The sequence below is a fragment of the Paraburkholderia sp. BR10882 genome (assembly GCF_040948855.1).
Lineage (GTDB): Bacteria > Pseudomonadota > Gammaproteobacteria > Burkholderiales > Burkholderiaceae > Paraburkholderia > Paraburkholderia nodosa_A.
On the sequence record NZ_JBFPKP010000002.1, the window covers coordinates 537,675 to 559,027 of the forward strand.

General features: G+C 65.3%; 22 protein-coding genes. 16 read left to right on the plus strand and 6 right to left on the minus strand.

The window, feature by feature from the left end:
* Positions 1-6: 6 nt before the first annotated feature.
* Entirely contained in the window at positions 7-717 is a 711-nt protein-coding gene (locus tag AB3X99_RS07390; protein ID WP_368616546.1) for a PepSY-associated TM helix domain-containing protein, read from the minus strand.
* Here AB3X99_RS07390 and AB3X99_RS07395 point away from each other — a divergent pair.
* Positions 716-1,291: a hypothetical protein gene (locus AB3X99_RS07395; protein WP_368616738.1), complete on the plus strand. Its 576-nt coding sequence runs from the start codon at positions 716-718 to the stop codon at positions 1,289-1,291. The genes AB3X99_RS07390 and AB3X99_RS07395 overlap by 2 nt on opposite strands.
* Here the strand turns inward: AB3X99_RS07395 and AB3X99_RS07400 are convergent.
* On the minus strand, positions 1,228-2,127 hold the full coding sequence (locus AB3X99_RS07400) for a glutamate/aspartate ABC transporter substrate-binding protein (protein WP_342946878.1): 900 nt from the start codon (positions 2,125-2,127) through the stop codon (positions 1,228-1,230). The genes AB3X99_RS07395 and AB3X99_RS07400 overlap by 64 nt on opposite strands.
* A gap of 649 nt (positions 2,128-2,776) precedes the next feature.
* Between AB3X99_RS07400 and AB3X99_RS07405 the strand changes: the two genes are divergently transcribed.
* The 5 genes from AB3X99_RS07405 (at position 2,777) to AB3X99_RS07425 (ending at position 9,437) form a co-directional block, all read left to right on the plus strand.
* On the plus strand, positions 2,777-4,426 hold the full coding sequence (locus tag AB3X99_RS07405; protein ID WP_368616547.1) for a methyl-accepting chemotaxis protein: 1,650 nt from the start codon (positions 2,777-2,779) through the stop codon (positions 4,424-4,426).
* Positions 4,427-4,880: 454 nt separating this feature from the next.
* Positions 4,881-5,126, plus strand: coding sequence for a hypothetical protein (locus AB3X99_RS07410; protein WP_028207914.1), 246 nt, complete (start codon positions 4,881-4,883; stop codon positions 5,124-5,126).
* Positions 5,127-5,391: 265 nt separating this feature from the next.
* Positions 5,392-6,381 carry a DedA family protein/thiosulfate sulfurtransferase GlpE gene (locus tag AB3X99_RS07415; RefSeq protein WP_368616548.1) on the plus strand — a complete coding sequence of 330 codons (990 nt, stop codon included), beginning with the start codon at positions 5,392-5,394 and terminating at the stop codon, positions 6,379-6,381.
* A 46-nt stretch (positions 6,382-6,427) separates the two neighbouring features.
* Positions 6,428-8,176 (plus strand): FAD-dependent oxidoreductase, encoded by a 1,749-nt coding sequence (locus AB3X99_RS07420; RefSeq protein ID WP_083244990.1) that lies wholly within the window; start codon positions 6,428-6,430, stop codon positions 8,174-8,176.
* Positions 8,169-9,437, plus strand: a complete 1,269-nt coding sequence (locus AB3X99_RS07425) for a winged helix-turn-helix domain-containing protein (RefSeq protein WP_368616549.1) — start codon at positions 8,169-8,171, stop codon at positions 9,435-9,437. Before AB3X99_RS07420 ends, AB3X99_RS07425 begins: the two co-directional genes overlap by 8 nt.
* A gap of 47 nt (positions 9,438-9,484) precedes the next feature.
* On the opposite strand, the gene AB3X99_RS07430 is transcribed toward AB3X99_RS07425, so the two are convergent.
* Positions 9,485-9,760: a hypothetical protein gene (locus AB3X99_RS07430; RefSeq protein WP_028207911.1), complete on the minus strand. Its 276-nt coding sequence runs from the start codon at positions 9,758-9,760 to the stop codon at positions 9,485-9,487.
* A gap of 628 nt (positions 9,761-10,388) precedes the next feature.
* On the opposite strand from AB3X99_RS07430, the gene AB3X99_RS07435 reads away from it, so the two are divergent.
* Positions 10,389-10,700, plus strand: coding sequence for a thioredoxin family protein (locus AB3X99_RS07435; protein WP_324154874.1), 312 nt, complete (start codon positions 10,389-10,391; stop codon positions 10,698-10,700).
* 99 nt (positions 10,701-10,799) lie between these two features.
* Here the strand turns inward: AB3X99_RS07435 and hpaR are convergent, their stop codons facing one another.
* The gene (hpaR, locus tag AB3X99_RS07440; protein WP_069261859.1) at positions 10,800-11,198 is read right to left on the minus strand and encodes a homoprotocatechuate degradation operon regulator HpaR; all 399 of its coding nucleotides are present in this window, start codon (positions 11,196-11,198) and stop codon (positions 10,800-10,802) included.
* 188 nt (positions 11,199-11,386) lie between these two features.
* On the opposite strand from hpaR, the gene AB3X99_RS07445 reads away from it, so the two are divergent.
* From AB3X99_RS07445 to hpaI, 7 genes are read left to right on the plus strand one after another with little or no spacing between them, the layout of a single operon-like run.
* Entirely contained in the window at positions 11,387-12,157 is a 771-nt protein-coding gene (locus AB3X99_RS07445) for a fumarylacetoacetate hydrolase family protein (RefSeq protein WP_342946875.1), read from the plus strand.
* On the plus strand, positions 12,154-12,909 hold the full coding sequence (locus AB3X99_RS07450; protein WP_069261511.1) for a fumarylacetoacetate hydrolase family protein: 756 nt from the start codon (positions 12,154-12,156) through the stop codon (positions 12,907-12,909). Before AB3X99_RS07445 ends, AB3X99_RS07450 begins: the two co-directional genes overlap by 4 nt.
* 34 nt (positions 12,910-12,943) lie before the next feature.
* Positions 12,944-14,401 (plus strand): 5-carboxymethyl-2-hydroxymuconate semialdehyde dehydrogenase, encoded by a 1,458-nt coding sequence (gene hpaE / locus AB3X99_RS07455; protein ID WP_368616550.1) that lies wholly within the window; start codon positions 12,944-12,946, stop codon positions 14,399-14,401.
* Positions 14,401-15,264 carry a 3,4-dihydroxyphenylacetate 2,3-dioxygenase gene (hpaD, locus tag AB3X99_RS07460; protein ID WP_368616551.1) on the plus strand — a complete coding sequence of 288 codons (864 nt, stop codon included), beginning with the start codon at positions 14,401-14,403 and terminating at the stop codon, positions 15,262-15,264. Before hpaE ends, hpaD begins: the two co-directional genes overlap by 1 nt.
* 24 nt (positions 15,265-15,288) lie before the next feature.
* On the plus strand, positions 15,289-15,699 hold the full coding sequence (locus AB3X99_RS07465) for a 5-carboxymethyl-2-hydroxymuconate Delta-isomerase (protein ID WP_069261514.1): 411 nt from the start codon (positions 15,289-15,291) through the stop codon (positions 15,697-15,699).
* Entirely contained in the window at positions 15,699-16,502 is an 804-nt protein-coding gene (gene hpaH / locus AB3X99_RS07470) for a 2-oxo-hept-4-ene-1,7-dioate hydratase (protein ID WP_069261860.1), read from the plus strand. The genes AB3X99_RS07465 and hpaH overlap by 1 nt, the downstream gene beginning before the upstream one ends.
* Positions 16,503-16,518: 16 nt before the next feature.
* On the plus strand, positions 16,519-17,301 hold the full coding sequence (gene hpaI, locus AB3X99_RS07475) for a 4-hydroxy-2-oxoheptanedioate aldolase (protein ID WP_342946870.1): 783 nt from the start codon (positions 16,519-16,521) through the stop codon (positions 17,299-17,301).
* 44 nt (positions 17,302-17,345) lie between these two features.
* On the opposite strand, the gene AB3X99_RS07480 is transcribed toward hpaI, so the two are convergent.
* Complete coding sequence (locus AB3X99_RS07480; protein ID WP_069261861.1) at positions 17,346-17,789, minus strand: MarR family winged helix-turn-helix transcriptional regulator; 444 nt, start codon at positions 17,787-17,789, stop codon at positions 17,346-17,348.
* Positions 17,790-17,956: 167 nt separating this feature from the next.
* Between AB3X99_RS07480 and AB3X99_RS07485 the strand changes: the two genes are divergently transcribed.
* Positions 17,957-18,727 carry a class II aldolase/adducin family protein gene (locus AB3X99_RS07485; RefSeq protein ID WP_368616552.1) on the plus strand — a complete coding sequence of 257 codons (771 nt, stop codon included), beginning with the start codon at positions 17,957-17,959 and terminating at the stop codon, positions 18,725-18,727.
* Between the two features lie 4 nt (positions 18,728-18,731).
* Positions 18,732-19,733: a 2-dehydropantoate 2-reductase gene (locus AB3X99_RS07490; protein WP_368616553.1), complete on the plus strand. Its 1,002-nt coding sequence runs from the start codon at positions 18,732-18,734 to the stop codon at positions 19,731-19,733.
* A 3-nt stretch (positions 19,734-19,736) separates the two neighbouring features.
* On the opposite strand, the gene AB3X99_RS07495 is transcribed toward AB3X99_RS07490, so the two are convergent.
* Positions 19,737-21,026, minus strand: coding sequence for an MFS transporter (locus AB3X99_RS07495; protein ID WP_368616554.1), 1,290 nt, complete (start codon positions 21,024-21,026; stop codon positions 19,737-19,739).
* Positions 21,027-21,353: the final 327 nt, after the last annotated feature.

Here is a 21,353-nt window from a genome sequence, read left to right on the forward strand (position 1 = left end):
TGAGGCTTACGCCAGGCCCACGCATACCGCCACGATAATCGAGCCGAACAACAGCACGGCACCCACCGTCTTGCGCTTGTTGAGCTCCGTCCACAGCAGCACGCCCGTAAGCGAAAGCAGAATGAGCGCCCCGGCGAAGCTGTCGATGAACAGCACCCAGCCGACGCTCATCCCCGTTCCCTTGTGGAGGTTCGTGATCGTCGAGACGAGCGAGTTGTCGTTGCGCTTGAGCGTGAGCTTGTCGTTGCCCAGCCAGTACTCGACCATCACGCTCTCGCCGGGCGATGTGAACATGATCTGCCAGTGCTCGGGCTGTACGACCTGGCGATCGCCCCAGGCCACGTTGTGCTCGGGCTCCTTCTGCACGCGGCCCATGCGCGCGGGCAGTTTCAGATCCGGTTGAGAGCGCAACCATTTCACCATCTCGCGCGGCGTTTCGGGCGCGGGGTCGGGCACGGCAATCTGCACCGTCGAGACTTGCGGCGCGCCCGGCGAAATGCGCAGCGGCTCGGCGCGATGGTTGAGCACGAATCCCGTTGCGCCGAACAGCAGGCCGAGCGCAGCGCCCCACAGGCCCACCCAGCCGTGCACCTTGCGCAACCACTTGATGAAGGTCGCACGGCGCGAGCGCTTCGCGCGCTCGTCGCGCCGTTCGGCGTCGAGACGTGCGCGCGGCGTTGCCGGCGCGTCGATCTCGGCGGTATCGGAAAAGCTCATGTTTCACTCCAGAGTCGCAACGTACAGCAGGAAGGTCACTCCCGCCCTCGAGCGCGCGCGTGAGAAACGGCAGGCGCGCCAGCAGTTCCTGCATGCCGAGACCGATCAACAGCAGCAGCAATGTGAAGCCAGGTTCGCCGCCGTCGCATTCGTCGGCGACGAGAGAAAGAGCGTGCAGGAAACGTCGGCGCGCAGTTTTCACGGCGTTGGGCAGTATACGCACTGCACCATCCACGGGACTGCCGGACGTCATGCCGCCTTCGCAGCGGTTCAAGGGCAGCGCATAGACCTGGTTGGGGTTGGAGAGGGGCCTACGGTAATGAGAATCGATATCATTCCATATTTTGTATTTTCTTTCAAATGGAATTGGCTTTTAGCGACACCGCTGGCGACATCGATTTTCTTCATGCTGGAAAAGCTCGGCGCAGTCGTCGGGACTTCGAACCTTCACATCTACGCGGCCATGCGTGGCGGCCGTGCGCTTGCGGCCGCCGCATTGAAAACCTGCGATCAGTCGAGCGCGCGATCGTTCGGATGCGCAAACAGCGCCCGATTCTCGTTGGACAACGGATAGTTCAGGTTCATCCCCTTGGGCGGCACGGGCTGCGTGAACCACTTCGTGTACAGCCGCTGCGCTTCACCCGAAGTCTGCATGCGAGCGATCACGCCATCGGCCAGTTTCTTGAAGACGGGATCGTCCTTGCGCACCATGCAGCCATAAACCTCCGAGAGCGGCGGCGTACCGGTGATCACGTAGTCCTGCTGGTCCGCCTCCTTGGCCCGCGCCCCGTACAACAGCGGCTCGTCCATCACGAACGCGACCGCGCGCCCCGTCTTCACGTTGAGAAACGACTCCGCGTGGTCCTTGGCGGCGATGAGTTGCATGCCCATCTTCTTGTCGTTGTTCATCTCGCGCAGCAGCCGGTCCTCCGACGTGCCCGCCGTGGTCACCACCGTCTTGCCTGCGAGATCGGGGAAATCCTTGATGCCGGAATCCTTTTTCGCAATCAGGCGCACGCCGTACTGAAAGAAGCTGTTCGTGAACGCGACCTGGTTGTCGCGATCCTTCGTGTGCGTGGTCGAACCGCACTCGATATCGATCGTGCCGTTCTGCACGAGCGTAATGCGGTTCTGCGAAGTGATCGGAATTTCCTTGACCGTGAGCTTGTCGAGCTTCAGCTCCTTTTTCACCTCGTCGACGATCTTCAGCGCGATGTCCTGCGCATAGCCGATCGTGTGTTGCTCGCTGTCGTAGTAGGAGAACGGCACTGACGATTCCCGCACGCCCAGGGCAATCACGCCTGTATCGCGGATTTTTTTCAGAGTAGCGCTCGTGGCGTCCTGCGCCTGAGCCGGCCCGAGATACGTACATCCCATGACGACTGCTGCGAGCGTTGCAACTTTTTTCATTTAGTCTCCTCCGGATGGTCCGTCGGCGCTTCGTGCGCCGCACCCGAGTATTCATGCCTTGCAGCGAGGCGGCAATTGAAATCGGTTACGACGACATAACTCAAGGTTAAGTCGCCGGTGAAGGCGCGTCGTTCGAAGCGCGCCGTCGAGGCCGGTTTCGTTGGCAACACGAACCGTTCCGCACGCCATGACTTGTCCACACATTTTGTTGGCAGCCCTGTGCGTAACCGTTGGAAGACCGCATCAAGTCCTTGATGCGCTTCGGTTAACCCACGGCGGTCCCAATCGCGGCAACACCGTCTCGCAGCGCCTCGAAACGCACCCGTCTTTTCCACAGATTTTGTTGGCAGCCCTGTGCACAACTTCTGGACAGCGAACCTAAGTCCCTGATCGCAAACGTCAATGCGCCAGGCGACAGAGAAGTTGCACGTTTTGGGGGCACTGGACTTGTCCACAGTTAACGGGGAAAAGTCTGTGCATACACCCCCCAACATCCGCGCCAATCCATTGATAGCACAACGGATTTTCTCGCTGCGCGCGGATCGGACCAGACCTGCCTCACGCGTGCATACCCCTAAAGTTTGTAAGGGAAATGCCGTTATGCCTCGCTGTGTTGTTGGGTCTCAAGCGGCCCCATCGAAGGAATCTCATGCGCAACAATCAACCCGTCACGCAGCAGGAATTCGACTATCCCGCTTCGCAGATGCTCGTCTCGGCCACCGACCTCAAGGGCCGCATTCAGTACTGCAATCCTGCGTTCGTCGCGGTGTCCGGCTTCACGAAAGAAGAGCTGATCGGCAAGGCACATAACATCATTCGTCATCCCGACATGCCGGCCGAAGCGTTCGCCGACTTGTGGGAGACCGTGCGCGATGGCCGTCCCTGGACCGCGATCGTCAAGAACCGCCGCAAGTCGGGCGACCACTACTGGGTGCGCGCGAACGTAACGCCCGTCTCCGAGCAAGGCACGGTGGTCGGTTATCTGAGCGTGCGCGTGAAGCCCACGCGCGAGGAAATCCGCACGGCTGAAGCCTTCTACACGCAAATGCGCGAGGGCCGTCTGCAAGGCGTGCGGCTGCGCCACGGCTCGGTGGTGCGCACAGGCCTCGTGGGCGCATCGCAGTCAGTCCTGCGCGTGCCCATCGCCACGCGTATCGCCTTCGGCTATGGCGCCGTGCCCGCCGTGTTCGCCGCGGCCGGCTTCGCGGCCTGGCAGGGCCTGCCGCCGCTGCCGTTCTGGGGTGCATTCGGCGCGGCCTGCCTGTGTGCGTTCGGCGCCTGGCGTCTGACCACGCGCCACCTCGGCGCACCGCTCGCGCAGATGACCACGGCCTCCACGCGCATGGCCGCGGGCGACCTCACGGCCACGCTCGCGGTCGCCACGAACGACGATCTCGGCGACGTGCTCCAGGCGCTCAATCAGCTGCAGGCCAATCTCACGGCGATCGTGTTCGACGTGCGCTCGCAGATCGACGGCATGCTCGACGCCGCGCACGAAATCTCGAGCGGCAATCTCGATCTCTCGCGCCGCACCGAAATGCAGGCGGCATCGCTCGAAGAAACCGCGGCCACGATGGATCAGCTCACGACCACCGTGCAGGCCAACGCCGAAGCCAGCGCCCGCGCGCTCGATCTCGCACGCGACGCGCAGTCCGCCGCCGCCGAGGGCGGCTCGATCGCCGCGCAGATGGAGCGCACGATGACGGGCATCACCGACGCATCGCGCCGGATCAGCGACATCACCGGCGTGATCGACGGCATCGCGTTCCAGCCCAACATCCTCGCGCTCAACGCCGCTGTCGAAGCCGCGCGCGCGGGCGAGGCCGGCCGCTCGTTCGCCGTGGTGGCGGGCGAGGTGCGCATGCTCGCGCAGCGCTGCGCGGCATCGGCCAAGGAGATCAAGCAGGTCGTGGACGCCAGCGTCAACGAGATCGCCGAGGGCACGCGTCTCGTCGGCAACACGACGGCGCAGATGCGCTCGATCGACGAAGCCGTGAGCCGCGTCTCGTCGATCATCACCGAGGTCGCGAACGCCAGCGGCGAGCAGGCCGAAGGCATCCGCCAGGTCAATCAGGCCGTCGCGCATCTGGACAGCGCCACGCAGCAGAACGCCGCGCTCGTCGAGCAGGCCGCCGCCACGGCGCAGCGGCTCGCCGAGCAGGCCGACGTGCTCGACGAGGCCGTGCGCCTCTTCACCGTGGCAGGCGCCGAAGCGGAAAAGCGCGCAAAGCCCGCCCGCACCCCGGCGCGCCGCCAGAGCGTCAATCTTGCCGAAGCAGCCGAGGAGATCGCAGCATAACGACCGGCTCGCACGCCGCGCCGCAAACGCAGTCGGGTGGCTCCGTCTATTGGTCTGAGAGATCGGCGTTAGTCCCATCTCGACAGTGCAGCGCGCGGGCGGCACCATGAAAACCGTCAGCAAGCCGTACCCCGGTTTGCTGATCCGAGTAACAACGGCGTTTCAACGGCTCGCCCGGCCTGCCCGGGTGGGCCGTTTTTTCTGTTGCGCACGCCTGGCGCCTGGCATCGCTTTGCTTCGCAACCATGACAGCGGTGCAACGCGCAACGCATTTCGCATGGCCCGTTGCAGGGCGCGCAAAAACGGGCGTTGCGCCGGCGAGTCGCGTTACACTGGCTGGCCAGGGTCGCGGCACAGCGATCTCGCTGTGTGTGTCTGCGCTCACTTGCATGAACACGCCGCGCAGCCGACCCCGTACAATGGCTCGACCACCCAACGCACGAGGACAACATCAATGCGCACGACCGGGTCTTCCGGAAACATGACCCTGCTCACCGAGCATGACGACGCGACCGGACGCGAACTGCGTTCACTGCGCCTCGAATCGGCGGCCGACGGCAAAAGCCTCTTGCTGGTCGAAGTCGACGAGCGCAAGCCGGGCATCCATCGCGAAGTGCGTTACGAAATCACGCCGGCCGAGCTGATCGCGGCCATTCGCGCACAAGGCGCCGAGCTGCCCGGGGAATCACACACGCGCTAAGCGCACCGAAACTGACGACACGAACGCGGCACGCGCAGTCTCGTGTGCCGCGTACTGTCGCTTTCCACTCATCGGGCGCCTCTCGCGAACACCTCGCGTTTCTCTCTTTTAATCCGGCGCTTTTTTCAAATGCCTGCCCTACTCGGCAGGCATTCTCACGCGCGTGCAGGGGGTCGCTTGCACGCGTTCGAAATACGTCCATAATCTTTACGTTACCCTTCTATCTTTCCCGTTCCTCGCCTGACGGCGCAACGGAAGTAAGCCGATGCTACATGACCTCGTCGCGCAATACGGGCCTGCGCTGGTGTTCATCAATGTGCTCGCCGGATCGCTTGGGCTGCCCGTGCCCGCGATGCCCGCGCTCGTGTTGTTCGGCGCGATGGCGGCCATGCATCCCGGTTCGATCGGCCAGCAGGTCGCGCCGGTGCTGGGGCTCGCCATCTTCGCCATGCTGATTGGCGACAGCGTCGGGTTCATGGCCGGGCGCCTCTACGGCGGCAACACGCTCAAGACGCTCTGCAAGCTCTCGCTCTCGCGCGACACCTGCGTGAAAAAAACCGAGCGCTTTTTCGGCCGCTGGGGCGTGCGCGTGCTCGCCGTCGCCAAGTTCGTGCCGGGGCTGTCGCTCGTGTCCGTGCCGATGGCCGGCGCGATGGGCGTGCCCTACCGCCAGTTCGTCGGCTTCGACGGCATCGGCGCGGCGCTGTGGTCCGGCACCGGCCTGCTCGTCGGCGTAATGTTCGCGCCGCAGATCGACATGCTGATGAGCGGCGCAAGCCGCCTTGGCCGCTTCGCCCTCGTTGTGGTGGCCGTGCTGCTGGTGCTTTACGCGACCTACCGCTGGCAGCGCCGCCGCCAGCTCATCAAAAAGCTCGCGAACGCGCGCATCACGGTGGAAGACCTTTACCGCGCGATGGGCGCCAAGCCGCCGCCGGTCGTGTTCGACATTCGTTCAGAAGAAAAGCGCAAGCTCGATCCGTACATCATTCCGGGCGCGTTGTTCGCCGACGAGCGCAAGCTCGACGAGATCGTCGGCAAGTACCCCAACGACCAGAAGCTCGTGATCTACTGCTCGTGCCCCAATGAAATTTCCGCGGCCTGGATGGCGAAGAAGCTAGCCGAGGCCGGCTTTACCGATGTGGTGCCGCTGCTGGGCGGTCTCGATGCGTGGCGCGACGCCGGCCGCACGCTCGAGTCCCTCCAGATGCACGCCCACACCGAAGTCCCGGTCAACATCACGCCTAAAGCTGTCTGATCCGGGCGGCCCGCTCCCGAGCCGCCCGCACGAGGAGAACCGCCAGATGGGCACGATCACCGAAGCCGAGGTTCCCGAATCCGAGGAACTTCCTTCCGCGAGCCGCCACTCCGACACGCAGCCGCAACCCGCCGAAGCGCCGTTCTCGACGCTCTCCACGCGGCGCCATCAGATGTTCCCCCAGCTCACCGACGACGAAATCGCGCGCCTCGCGCGCTTTGGCGAAGAGCGCCACTGGTCGGCAGGGGAGCTGCTCTTTCGCACGGGCGAAACCGGCCCCGGCATGTTCGTGCTGCTCTCCGGTTCGGTCAAAGTTTTCCAGCGCGACGGGCTGGGCCGCGAGCGCCTCATCGTCGAGCATGGGCGCGGGCATTTCCTCGCCGAAGTGGGCCAGCTCTCGGGCGGCCCGGCGCTCGTGGACGGCATGGCGCTCGAACCCGTCGATGCGATCCTGATTCCGCCCGAGCGGCTGCGCGCGGCCATCGTCGCGGAAGCCGAACTCGGGGAGCGCATCGTACGTGCGCTGATCCTGCGCCGCGTCTCGCTGATCGAAAAGGGCGCGGGCGGCCCGATTCTCGTCGGCAAGCACGACGATCCCACGCTCGTTTCGCTGCAAGGCTTCCTTTCGCGCAACGGCCATCCGTATTCCGTGCTCGACGAGCGCGACGAAGGCATGCTTTGCGGCGTAATCGAGCGTTTCGCCGCGCGCTGCGAGGACCTGCCGCTCGTGATCTGCCCCGACGGGTCGGTGCTGCGCCGTCCCAGCGCGCCCGAACTGGCCACGTGCCTCGGCATCCTGCCCGAGCTCGACGGCGAGCGCGTCTACGACGTCGCCGTGGTGGGCGCGGGCCCGGCCGGTCTCGCCACGGCGGTCTACGCCGCTTCGGAAGGCCTTTCGGTGATCGTGCTCGACTCGCGCGCGCCCGGCGGCCAGGCGGGCGCCAGCTCGCGTATCGAAAACTATCTGGGCTTTCCCACCGGTATCTCCGGCCAGGCGCTCGCCGGCCGCGCGTTCGTGCAGGCGCAGAAGTTCGGCGCACACGTGGCCATTCCGGTCTCGGTGCGCAAGCTGATCTGCGATGAAGAACCGCGGCGGCTCGAAACCTGCAGCGGCGATGTGCGCGCGCATACGGTCGTGATCGCGAGCGGCGCCGTGTACCGCAAGCCCGCGATCGAGGGCATCGATCGCTATACGGGGCGCGGCATTTACTACTGGGCCTCGCCGGTCGAGGCGAAGCTTTGCAAGCACGAGAACATCGTGCTCGTGGGCGGCGGCAATTCCGCGGGCCAGGCGATCGTCTACCTCTCCACGCACGCGCGCCAGATCGACGTGCTGATCCGCAAGGCCGGTTTCGAATCGACGATGTCGCGCTATCTGATCGACCGTATCGCTTCGCTCTCGAACGTGCACGTGCATGGGCACAGCGAGATCGGCGGCCTGGACGAAGACACGAGCGGCCTCGCCTCGGTGCGCCTGAAGATGCCGTGCCCGGAGGGCGTCGACCATTTCGATTCGCGCCATCTGTTCCTCTTCACGGGCGCGGACCCGAACACCGGCTGGCTGCGCGCATGCGGCGTGAAGCTCGACCCGCACGGCTTCGTGCTGACCGGCGACAACGAGTCGTGCAGCCTCGCGACTTCGGTGGAAGGCGTCTACGCGATCGGCGACGCGCGAGCGGGCTCGACCAAGCGCGTGGCCGCGGCGGTGGGCGAAGGCGCGGCTGTGGTCGCGCAGATCCATCAACGGCTCGCTGCGCTGCGGCCGGTGACGGTGGTCGCGGGCGTTCATGCGTGAGCGCGCTGTGGAGGTTGCAGAAGCGCCAACGGTTGCCGAAGCCGGTTCCTCGCTAGTTCTGCCGCTCGCGGCGGCTCGCACGCTGCACCTCGCGGCGCAAGGGCTGCTCACGCCGCCGCGCCGCAAGGCTACGCAAGAAGACGTGCTCGATGCGATCCGCCGCATGGCGCAGCTGCAGATCGACACGATCCACGTGGTCGCGCGCAGTCCCTATTTCGTGCTGTTCAGCCGCATTGGCGCGTTCGAGCCGGCCTGGCTCGACGCGCATCTCGCGCAGGGGCGCCTGTTCGAATACTGGGCGCACGAGGCCTGCTTCCTGCCGATCGAGGACTACGGGCTGCTGCGCCATCGCATGCTCGACCCTTCCGGCATGGGCTGGAAATACGCGGCCGAGTGGCATGACCAATACCGTGACGAGATCGACGCCCTGCTCGAGCGCATCCGCGCCGAGGGCGCCGTGCGTTCCGCCGACTTCGCGCGCGCCGAGGGCGACAAAGGCAGCGGCTGGTGGGACTGGAAGCCGGAGAAGCGGCATCTGGAAGTACTGTTCGCAACCGGCGCGCTGATGGTGGCGCAGCGGCACAACTTCCAGCGTGTGTACGACGTGGCCGAGCGCGTACTGCGGCACTGGAACGATGCGCGCGACCTGCCGCCACGCGCCGAAGCGGAGCGCGCGCTGCTCCTGCGCTCCTGCCGCGCGCTCGGCGTGATCCGCGCGGACTGGGCCGCCGACTACTTCCGCCTGCCGCGCCGCCCGTATGCCGATGCCCTCCACGCACTCGCCGACGCGGGCGAGCTGCTGCCCGTGCGCGTAGAAGGCTGGAAACACGATGCGTTCGTGCATCGCGAGCACGCGGCCCTCATCGGCGAAGCGGCGAGCGGCAAGCTCGCCTCCACGGTCACGACCCTGCTCTCGCCCTTCGATCCGGTGGTGTGGGATCGCAAGCGAGCGCTCGCGCTATTCGATTTCGATTACGCCATGGAATGCTATGTGCCGGCGGCGAAGCGCAAATACGGTTACTTCGCACTACCGATCTTGAATCGCGGACGGCTGATCGGGCGCATCGACGCAAAGGCGCATCGGGCGCAGCAGGTGTTCGAGGTGAAATCGCTGCATCTGGAGCCCGGCGTACGCGCGAGCGGCCGTCTGGTGGCCGACTTGCGCCGGGCGCTGCAGCGTTGCGCGGACTGGCACGGCACGCCGGAGCTACGCATCGGCGCAGCACCGGACGGCCTCGCGGCCGCCCTGCTGGCTGCGTGAGCGTGCGACTGCTGACCCGGCAGAGCCGCCGCACGCGTTGAGAACGATTAGTGCTCCAGCTTGGCGCGCAGTTCGCGCGCGGCTTCGAGCAAGCCTTCGTAGCCCGAACGCGCGTGTTGCGGCAGGTCGGGGTCGCCCACCAGCGCGCCCAGCGTTTCGACGAGGCTGAAGACGAGGCCCTTGGCCGCGCCCGCCGCGATCTTGCCGGACTTCACGCCTTCGTCGACGTGGCTGAAGGCGGCGTTCAGGCTCTCCAGATCCGGTTGCGATGAACCGGCGCCAGGCTTTTGAGCGTCCTGCTTTTGCTTGTCGTCGCTCGTCATGATGAACTCGATCTCCCTTGGTGAGCAGTAGTCAAAAGAATCACGCACGTTTCAATGTTATATACCCATCGGGTGCGGGCGTCCATTCGAGGCCCGGCAGCGCGAGAAGCAACGCAAAGCGCACTCCCGAATCTTCTCACCTTTGCCGCCCACGCGCAGAAGCCGCGAGCGCGACGGCTTGTCGCTTCGTCACGCCCGGGGACTAAAAAAGCCTTGAAATCAGGGCTAATGTGGATTTCGCACGATGGATCGGCAGGTGCCTCGCCTCGCTTCACACGAGCGCCGATGGCGTGTTACGACCTCTCCCGCAAACGCTCACCATTGCGCTTCGAAACGTGGATTCTCGCCGCTTCGAGTGCGTCTGCCGATCGGTTCTCGCTCACCGCACCCCACGCCGGATTTGCATTTCACCCTTGTTTTCAAGGTACTTCTGCTCATGGCGGCACGTCCCACGCGCTCGCGCCACTCCGTTCAAGGTGCGTGACCGGTTGGCAACCTGCTCACTCCCGAAAAGCCTCACCTCTCGCGCGACTGTCCATTTGGGGCGTCCAATGCGATGCCTGAACGTTGCCGCGCGATGCGGTATCGTATGTGGATGTCTGCAGATGCCAATACGAGGAATCACACGATGAGCTACGCCACGAACGCGCCCGCCCGCAAGGAAATCGACTCGCTCAGCGGGGCCGCCGTCGTCGAATTCGGCACCGACTGGTGCGGCTATTGTCAGGGTGCGCAACCGCTGATCGGCGCGGCGTTCGAGCGTAATCCGCAGGTGCGTCGCCTGAAAGTGGAAGACGGACCGGGCCGCGCGCTCGGCCGCTCGTTTCGCGTGAAGCTCTGGCCCACACTCATTTTCCTGCGCGACGGTGTGGAGGTCGCGCGCGTGGTGCGTCCACAAAACGCCGCCGAACTCGACGAGGCGTTCGCTTCGCTCGCGTAGTCGCGCCACGCCCTCCTACGCGGTCCGAACGATCGGCGCAGACCGCTCCCGAAAAGCCTCACCTTTGCCCGCGGGCGCGCCCGAAAGCGCCCGCCGCGCTCACGCCTCCAGGCCGGCGAGCAGATCGTCGATCGCGCGATACACACGCTCGACCACCTCCGGCCCCACCTCCGCTTCCAGCGCCTTGTAGCGCGCCTCCAATTCGTTCGAAATCGCTTTCACGAGTTGATGGCTCTTCTTCGTGAGCGAGACGAGCACGCGCCGCTGGTCGTCGGCGAAACGCTCCTTCGTCACGAGGCCGAGCGTCTCCATACGTGCGAGCACGCCCGCCATGCTCGGGCTGGAGATCGTGCACAGGTCGGAAATCTGCCGCGGCTCGAGCGGTCCGCTTTCATTGAGCGCGCGGATCACGCGCCACTGCTGCTCGGTGAGGCCGTGCGACGTGATGAGCGGGCGAAAGCGTTCCATCATCTTTTCGCGCGCGCGCAGCAGCAGCATGGGCAGGTTGCGGTGCGCAACGCGAGTGGTCGGACGCGAAGTATCGGACATGGCGGTTTCAGCTAAACGAAGAATTCGACGAACAGGCCCAGGAGAAACCCGAAAAGTTCTCATCGACGATTGACGAGGGATCATAGCAAGCGCACTATCACTCACATATTAGTGTTTCCGTGAAGCCAATCCAAGCCATGTTTTCCGTTGCCGATCATCTGCTGCACGTCGAAGGCGAGGCCTTGCCGCGCGACGTCAGCGCCGCTGCCGTGCGCGGGCTGCTCGCCACAGGTGCGCGTTGCCGGGCGCCTGTGAGCGGCGCTGTCTACGGCACGCTGCTCAACGACCGCCACGCGCTCGAAGCGCTGGGCGACGCCGTGAACGCGCCCCCTTACAAGGCGCCGCCGCGCGCGCCCGTTCTCTACCTGAAGCCGCGCAACACGCTCGCAGGCCACCGCGCGCGCGTGGCCGTGCCCGGCGGCGAGGGCGTCCAGGTGGGCGCATCGCTCGGCGTCGTGATCGGGCGCACCGCCGCGCGCGTCGCCGCACATGAAGCGTTCGATTACATCGCGGGGTATACGCTCGTGGCCGATCTGAGCGTGCCGCATGCGAGCGTCTATCGCCCCTCGGTGCGGTTTCGCGCACGCGACAACTTCTGCGTAATCGGCCCCGCCGTGGTCGCGCGCCGGCATGTGGCCGATCCGGATGAACTTGCCGTTGCGGTCAACGTCGAAGGCGGCGCGGCCTTCCATGCAACGACGGCCACGAGCGTTCGCGGCGTCGCCCAGTTGCTCGCCGATGTCACCGACTTCATGACGCTCGCCCCCGGCGACGTCATCACGCTCGGCGTGCCGCACGGCGCACCCGTGGTTCAGGCCGGTGCGCGTGCAGCGATCTCCATTGGAGACTGGTCGCCGCTCGAAATCGAATTCGTCGCGGCAGACGTGGCGCTGGGAGCACAAGCATGATGCGCGCACGCGTTGCCTATGCAGGCGCCATCCACGAAGCCACGCCCGAAGGAGACCGCGTGCGGCTCGCCGACGGCCGCGTGCGCGAGGAACATGAAGTCGTCTGGCTCGCGCCGTTCGAGCCCGGCACGATCTTCGCACTCGGGCTCAATTACGCCGAGCACGCCAAAGAACTGCAGTTCTCGAAGCAGGAAGAGCCGCTCGTGTTCCTCAAGGGGCCGGGCAGCGTGATCGGCCATCGCGGCACCACGCGCCGCCCCGCCGACGTCACGTTCATGCACTACGAGTGCGAGCTCGCCGTCGTGATCGGCCGCACCGCGCAGCACGTGAAACGCGAGGACGCCATGCAGTACGTGGCCGGCTACACGATCGCGAACGACTACGCGATCCGCGACTATCTGGAGAACTACTACCGCCCGAACCTGCGCGTGAAAAACCGCGACGGCGGCACCGTGCTCGGCCCCTGGTTCGTCGATGCCGCCGATGTCGCCGACGTCAACGCGCTCGGCCTGCGCACTTACGTGAACGGCGAACTCAAGCAGAACGGCAACACGCGCGATTTCGTCACCGGCATCGCGGAACTCATCGAGTATTTGAGCGGCTTCATGACGCTCGCCCCCGGCGACGTCGTTCTGACCGGCACGCCCGAAGGCGTCGTCAACGTGAATGCAGGCGACGAAGTCGTCTGCGAGATCGACGGTCTGGGCCGTCTCGTCAACACCGTCGCGAGCGACGTCGACTACGGGCGCTGATCCGCCAACGAATCGAACACGGACTACGTTAGACATGCGAATCGACCATCTGATCAACGGCCGCGCACACAGCGGACGCGACTACTTCGAAACCGTGAATCCCGCGAACCAGGACGTGCTCGCGGAAGTGGCGCGCGGCGGCGCAGAGGAAGTCGATCTCGCGGTGCGCGCCGCGAAAGACGCCTTTCCCGCCTGGGCGGCAACGCCCGCCGCGGAGCGCGCGAAGGCGATCCGCAAGCTCGGCGAGCTGATCGCGAAGAACGTGCCCGAAATCGCGCAGACCGAAACGAAAGACACCGGCCAGACCATTTCGCAAACCGGCAAGCAACTCGTGCCGCGCGCCGCCGACAACTTCAGCTACTTCGCCGAAGTCTGCACCGCCGTGGACGGCCACACCTACCCCACGTCCACGCATCTGAACTACACGCTGTTTCATCCCGTGGGCGTGTGCGCGCTCATCTCGCCCTGGAACGTGCCGTTCATGACCGCCACGTGGAAGGTCGCGCCCTGCCTCGCGTTCGGCAATACCGCCGTGCTGAAGATGAGCGAGCTATCGCCGCTCACGGCCTCGATGCTCGGCCAGCTCGCGCTCGATGCCGGAATTCCGGCGGGCGTGCTCAATGTCGTGCACGGCTATGGCAAGGAAGCGGGCGAGCCGCTCGTCGCGCACCCCGACGTGCGCGCCGTTTCGTTCACGGGCTCGACGGCTACGGGCAACCGCATCGTGCAGGCCGCGGGCCTCAAGAAGTTCTCGATGGAGCTGGGCGGCAAATCCCCGTTCGTGATCTTCGACGACGCCGATTTCGAACGCGCGCTCGACGCCGCCGTGTTCATGATCTTCTCGAACAACGGCGAGCGCTGCACGGCGGGCTCGCGCATTCTCGTGCAGCGTTCGATCTACGCGAAGTTCGCCGAGCGCTTCGTCGAGCGTGCGAAGCGCATCAGGGTAGGCGATCCGCTCGACGAGACAACCATCGTCGGCCCGATGATCAGCCAGGGCCATCTCGCGAAGGTCCGCAGCTATATCGAGCTCGGACCGAAGGAAGGCGCGACGCTCGCTTGCGGCGGCCTCGACGCGCCGGCGCTGCCCGACGCGGTGAAGAACGGAAACTTCGTTATGCCGACCGTGTTCGTCGATGTCGATAACCGCATGCGCATTGCGCAGGAAGAAATTTTCGGCCCGGTGGCGTGCCTGATTCCCTTCGACGACGAGACTCATGCGATCCGCCTTGCCAACGACATCGCCTATGGTCTGTCCAGCTATGTGTGGACCGAGAACACCGGCCGCGCGCTGCGCGTGGCCGCCGCCGTCGAAGCGGGCATGTGCTTCGTGAATAGCCAGAACGTACGCGACCTGCGCCAGCCGTTCGGCGGCACGAAGGCTTCTGGCGTCGGCCGCGAAGGCGGCACATGGAGCTACGAAGTGTTCCTCGAGCCGAAGAACGTGTGTGTTTCGCTCGGCTCGCATCACATTCCGCATTGGGGCGTGTAATGGGCAAACTCGCGCTGGCGGCCAAGGTCACGCACGTGCCTTCGCTGTACCTCTCCGAACTGGACGGCCCCCACAAAGGCTGCCGCCAGGCGGCCATCGACGGCCATCACGAGATCGGCCGCCGCTGCCGCGAACTGGGCGTCGATACGATCGTCGTGTTCGATGTGCACTGGCTCGTGAACAGCGAGTATCACATCAACTGTGCGCCGCGCTTCGAAGGCGTCTACACGAGCAACGAGCTGCCGCATTTCATCAAGAACATGCCGTATGCGCACCCCGGCAATCCGCAGCTTGGCCATCTGATTGCCGATGTCGCGAACGAAATGGGCGTCAAGACGCGCGCCCATAGCGAAACGACGCTCGACCTCGAATACGGCACGCTCGTCCCCATGCGCTACATGAACGGCGACGAACATTTCCGCACGGTTTCGGTGGCGGGCTGGTGCATGTGGCACGACCTCGCCACCAGCGCGCGCTTTGGCCTCGCCGTGCGCCGCGCGATCGAAGAGCGCTACGACGGCACGGTGGCGATACTCGCGAGCGGGTCGCTGAGCCACCACTTCGCCAACAACGGCACGGCCGAAGCCTTCATGCACAAGGTCTGGGACCCGTTTCTCGAAGCGACCGATCGCAACGTCGTGGCGATGTGGGAGCGTGGCGACTGGAAAACCTTCTGCGACATGCTGCCGATGTACAACGAAAAGTGCTGGGGTGAAGGCGGTATGCACGACACGGCCATGCTGCTCGGCGCGCTCGGGTGGGACCGCTACGAAGGCCGGGCGGAAGTCGTCACGCCGTATTTCGGCAGCTCCGGCACAGGGCAGATCAACGCCATCCTGCCGGTCATGCCGCTACCGGCTTAAGCGGCTCAAACACGGGAGAACGCCATGCCCCATCTCACCCTCGAATACAGCGCGAATCTCGCGGATGCGAACAGCATGGGTCAGCTATGCGAATCGCTCGCGCACGTGCTCGATGCACAACGCGACGAGAACGGCGCGCGCGTGTATCCACGCGGCGGCATTCGCACCCGTGCGCTGCGCTGCGAGCAGTACTTCATTGCCGACGGCAACCCCGGGAACGCCTTTCTGCACGGCTGCCTGAAGATCGGCGCAGGCCGCTCCCAGGCCGTGCGACGGGCGACGGGCGATGCGCTCTTCGAGGCGATCAAGCAGCACTTCGAACAAGCCTTCGCGTCGCACGGCCTCGCGCTCTCGCTCGAAATCGTCGAGTTCAGCGAGGAAGGCGCGTGGAAGCACAACAACCTGCACGCCCGGCTCAAAAACGCGAGTTCATGATGCTAGATCAGCAAACCATCTGCGAGCTGGCCGCACGGCTCGACGAAGCGGAACGCACGCGCACGCAGCTGCGGCATTTTTCGCGGTTGCATCCGGAGATGACAATCGACGACGGCTACGCGATCCAGCGCGAGTGGGTCAAACTCAAGCTCGCCGCGGGCCACACGATCAAGGGCCGAAAAATCGGCCTGACGTCGCGCGCCATGCAGCGCGCGTCGCAGATCGACGAGCCCGACTACGCGCCGCTGCTCGACAGCATGTTCATCCCCGCAGGCAGCGAGATTCGCGCGGACCGCTTCATCGCGCCGCGTGTGGAAGTGGAATTGGCGTTCGTGCTGAACCGGCCACTGCAAGGGCCCGACGTCAAGCTCTTCGATGTGCTCGACGCAACGGCCTATGTGACGCCGGCCATCGAGATCATCGACGCGCGCATCGAGCAGTTCGACCGCGAAACCCACGCGCCGCGCAAGGTGTTCGACACGATTTCCGACTTCGCCGCCAACGCGGGCGTCGTGCTGGGCGGCCGCCCGGTGAAGCCGCTCGACGTGGACCTGCGCTGGGTCGGCGCGCTGCTCTACAGGAACGGCGCCGTGGAGGAAAGCGGCCTGGCCGCCGCGGTGCTCGACCATCCGGCAACCGGCGTTGCCTGGCTCGCCAACAAGATCGCGCGCCACGACGAGCGCCTGGAAGCCGGCGACGTGATCCTGAGCGGCTCGTTCACGGCGCCGATTCCGGCACGCGCGGGCGATACGTTCCATGCCGATTACGGCCCGCTGGGCGGCATCGGTTTCCATTTCATCTGATCAGGATGCCGTCATCATGGCCGTACCCGCCAACCCGTTCAAGCGCGCGCTCGCGCAAGGCCGCCCGCAAATCGGCCTGTGGGCCGCACTCGCCGACTCGTACGTAACCGAACTGCTTGCGAACACGGGCTTCGACTGGCTGCTGATCGACGGCGAGCACGCGCCCAATGATTTGCGCAGCACGCTCGCGCAACTGCAGGCCGTCGCGCCCTACCCCACGCACGCGATCGTGCGGCCCGTGCGCAACGACGCGGCCATCATCAAGCAACTGCTCGACATCGGCACGCAAACCCTGCTCGTGCCGATGATCGAGAACGCCGAGGAGGCACGCGCCGCCGTCGCCGCGACGCGCTATCCGCCGCACGGCGTGCGCGGCGTGGGCAGCGCGCTTGCGCGTGCCTCGCGCTGGAACGGCTCTGCGGATTATCTGCATCACGCAGCGGAAGAACTGTGCGTGCTGGTCCAGGTGGAAACGGCGAGCGCGCTCGCGCAGCTCGAAGCCATCGCGCAGGCAGGAGGTGTGGACGGCGTGTTCTTCGGGCCCGCGGACCTGAGCGCTTCGATGGGCCTGCTGGGCCAGCCAGGCTCGCCGCAGGTGCGCGAGGCGATCTGCAACGGCATTCGCACTGTGCGCGCGCAAGGCAAAGGCGCGGGCGTGCTCGCGGCCGATCCGGTCATTGCGAACGAATATCTGGAAGCTGGCGCGACGTTCGTCGCCGTGGGCAGCGACGTGTCGTTGCTTGCACGCAGCGCAAGCGAACTGGCCGCGAAATTCCGCCAGCCTGCGGCGCGCGGCTAACGCGCGTTCATCCCGCGTTCATCGCGTCGCGCGCGGGGCGCGCTTCATTCGCCCGCTTCCCCGCTCTGTATGAGCTTGGCCAGCACGCTTGCCAGCACTTCGCGCTCGTGCTCGCTCAGCGTGGCGAGAATCGCGTCGTTCGTCGCCTTCGAGATCGCCGTGGCGCGCCGGTAGGTACTGCGTCCCTGCGCCGTGAGCGCCACGAGCACGCCGCGCCCGTCCGCCTCGTTCGAGGTCTTGGCGAGCAGGCCCTTGCGTTCGAGCACGTCGGTGGCGCGGCTCGCCTGGCTGCGGTCGAGATTCGATACGCGCCCGAGATCCGACACCGACAACGATCCGAACGCGCCCACGCTGAGCAGCAGCCGCGCCTCCGTGAGCGACAGGGAGAGCGCTGCCTCGAACGCGTCGCTCATCGTGCGATCGGTCTGCTTCTTGAGCACATGGAGCCGGTAGGTGAACAGCTCCGCGATGTTGTACTTCCCCGTCATGGATCTTCCCGCCTGGTTTTCACCGGCCGCGAAATGCGGCCACGCCGTCAGGATAGCATCGATGAAAGCGCTGTTCTGCAGGCATTTCAGGGAAAGTTTGATGCTTGCACACGCATTTATTTGCGCGTAGGATCGGCGAGATCAGAGCCCGCCACGAGGAGACTTTCATGAATGAAAACATCCAGCGCACGCGCCCCGAATGGTGCGACCCCACGGAATGGGCGGTGCGCGTGCAACTCGCCGCTGTGTATCGCGTGTTTCATCTCATGGGTTGGACCGAGCTGATCTTCAATCACATTACGCTGCGCGTGCCCGGGCCGCACAAGCATTTCCTCATCAACCCGTTCGGGCTCACGTATGACGAAATCAAGGCCTCGAATCTCGTCAAGATCGATCTCGAAGGCAATATCCTGAGTCCGAGCGAGTATCCGATCAATCCGGCCGGTTTCGTGGTTCACAGCGCGATACATGCAAACGTGGCAGACGCGCATTGCGTGATGCATACGCACACCACGGCAGGGCTCGCGGTGGCGTGCATGGAAGGCGGCCTCGCGTATACGAACTTCTATTCGGCGCAGCTGCACGACATGGTCGCGTATCACGACTTCGAAGGCATCACCGTGCACGCCGAAGAAAAATCGCGCATCCTGAAGTCGATGGGCGACAAGCGGCTGCTCATTCTGCGCAACCACGGGCTGCTTTCGCATGGTGCGACCCTCGCGCACGCTTTTGCGCTGCTCTGGACGCTCAATCGCGCGTGCGAGGTGCAGGTCGTGACCGATTCGATGCGCGGTCAGACGCTGCCGATCTCGCCCGCCATTACCGAACGCTCGACGCGCGACGCCTTGCAGTTCTCGCCCGAACACGGCGCGGGCCAGAACGTGCTCGACGCGCTGATCCGTCGTGTCACGCGCATCGACCCGTCTTATCAGGAGTGAAAGTTTGAACACCCCGAACCGGAAGATCACCGTCATCGGCGGCGGTGCGATCGGCGGCCTGATCGCGGCGCGCCTTGCGCGCGCGGGCATCGCCGTAAATCTGCTCGCACGCGGTGCGCATCTGGAAGCGATTCGCCGCGACGGTCTGACGATCGTCGAAGGCGACACGCGCTACACGCAAGCCGTCAACGCAACGAACGACGCCGCATCGCTCGGCGCGCAAGACATCGTCTTCGTTTGCCTGAAGGGTCAGGCGCTCGCCCAGTCGGCCGCTTCGCTCGCACCGCTCGTGGGCCCGCACACGCATATCGTCTCGGCGATGAACGGCGTGCCCTGGTGGTTTCTCCACGGCTTCGGCGGCACGCATGCGAACGGCCCGCTCGAAGCGGTCGATCCCGGTGGTGTCGTCTCGAAGGCGCTGCCGCCCGCGCAGGCTTCGGGCTGTGTCGTGCATCTGTCGTCGTCGATTGCGGGGCCGGGCGTGATCCGCAAGGGCGGCGGCAATCATCTGATCGTCGGCGAGGGCTCGGCGCACATGGCCACGCGCGCACAGGAAGCGCGAGATCTGCTTGCGCAGGCCGGCTTCGAGGTCACGAAGGCAGAGCCGATTCAGGCCGATATCTGGGCGAAGCTCTGGGGCAACATGACGATGAACCCCATCAGCGCGCTCACGCGCTCGACCGCCGACGTGATTCTCGACGACCCGCTCACGACTCAGCTCGTGAGCGCGGTCATGGTCGAGGCGCGCGCGATCGGCGAAGCGCTCGGCATTCGCCTCGCGATGACCATCGAGGAGCGCAACGCGATCACGCGCAAGCTAGGCGCGTTCAAGACTTCGATGCTGCAAGACGTCGAAGCGCAACGCTCGCTCGAAGTCGAAGCCCTGCTAGGCGCGCCCTATGAACTGGCGCAGCGCGTGGGCATCGCGGCGCCGTCGCTCGGCATGCTCTACGGTCTGGCGCGCCAGCTCGATTCGAATCTCGAAGCGGCGCGGCAGAAACGCTAGCCATCAATCCTCGAGCGGTTTGCCCGTGAGGTCGCGAATAAATGGCAGGGCGAGGCACGAGATCGCCACGCAGGTCATCACATACCACGCGGGCGCGAGCAGATTGCCCGTGGTCTTCACGAGCCAGGTGGCGACGGTCTGCGCAAAGCCGCCGAAAATCGCCACGCCGATGCCATAGACGATCGCCATGCCCGTCGCGCGCACGGCTCGCGGGAACATCTCGGGCAGCATCGTGATGGAGGGCGCGGCCTGCAGCCCAAGCAGCACGCTCAGGCCGCCTACGGTGATCAAAAGACGCGCGGCATCCGGGCCGCTCGCGAGCCACAGGAACGCCGGGTAGATCAACAGCAAGACACCCACGCGCGGCCAGAAGATCAGCGCGCGGCGGCTGAACCGGTCGCAGAGCAGGCCCGATACGGGCGCCACCAGAAAGGTCACGACGCCGGAAACGAGCCCCGCGAGCAAGGCCGTGGGCGCGGGCACCTTCAGTTCGTGAATCGCATACGTCGGCATATAGAACGTGACGACATAGGCCGTGACCGTGGAGCCGATCGTCAGCAGGATGCCGAGCGCCGCGCGCCGCCAGTGATCGCGCAGCACGGCGAGCACCGGCATGCGCACCACGCTCGCCTGCGGCGGCAACTGCTCGTCAAGACGCCGGCGAATCCACATACCGAGCGGCGCGATCGCCACGCCCATGAGGAAAGGCACGCGCCAGCCCCAGGCGAGCAGCGTGTCGGCGGCAAGGAAAGTCGTCAGGAGTCCGGCCGTTAATGCGCCGAGCGAAACGCCCATCCCCTGGCTCGCGAACTGCCAGCTGCCGAGCAGGCCGCGATTGACGGGCGTGCCCGCCTCGATCAGCAGCGTGGTGGATGCGCCCACTTCGCCGCCCGCGGAAAACCCCTGCAGCAAGCGCGCGAACACGATCAGGACCGGTGCGGCCACCCCGATCTGCGCGTAGGTGGGGGCGAGGCCGATCAGCATGCAGCCTAGCGCCATCATGAAGATGGTGAGCGTCATGGCGGGCTTGCGTCCGGCGCGGTCGGCATACGCGCCGATCACCACGCCGCCCAGCGGCCGCATGACGAAGCCCACGCCGAAAGTCGCCACCGAGGCCAGCAACTGCCCGTAGCTCGACATGGTGGGAAAGAACAGCTTGCCGATGGTCAGCGCGAAGAAGCTGTAGACGGTGAAATCGAAGAATTCGAGCGCATTGCCGATTGTCGCGGCGACGATCAACTGCGTTCGGCTCAGTTTGCCCTTGCGCACTCCGGTCATGCTGACGCTGTTCATGGCTCTCCTCGTCGGCCTCTGGCGGGCCTGAATGTTGACCGTGCAACGGTAGCATTCGCCCGGGCGCACGCGCCACTGATCAAAACCCGCGTACGCCGCGAACCGCGTATGGCAATGAAACGTCCCTTTTATCGGCGCCCGGCATGCGCGTCTCATCCGCGTTCGTAAGGTAAAAGAGGCATACTCCCGGCATAGTCAGCACTCACGTTTCGCGCGCCGCGCCATTTTTTGGCGGTTCCGCAAACGCCCTGCGGGCCACCCACGCACAAAGTGGGCACCGAAATTGCGGCAGCGCGTCGAACGTTCCGACGAATCGGGCGCCGGCAG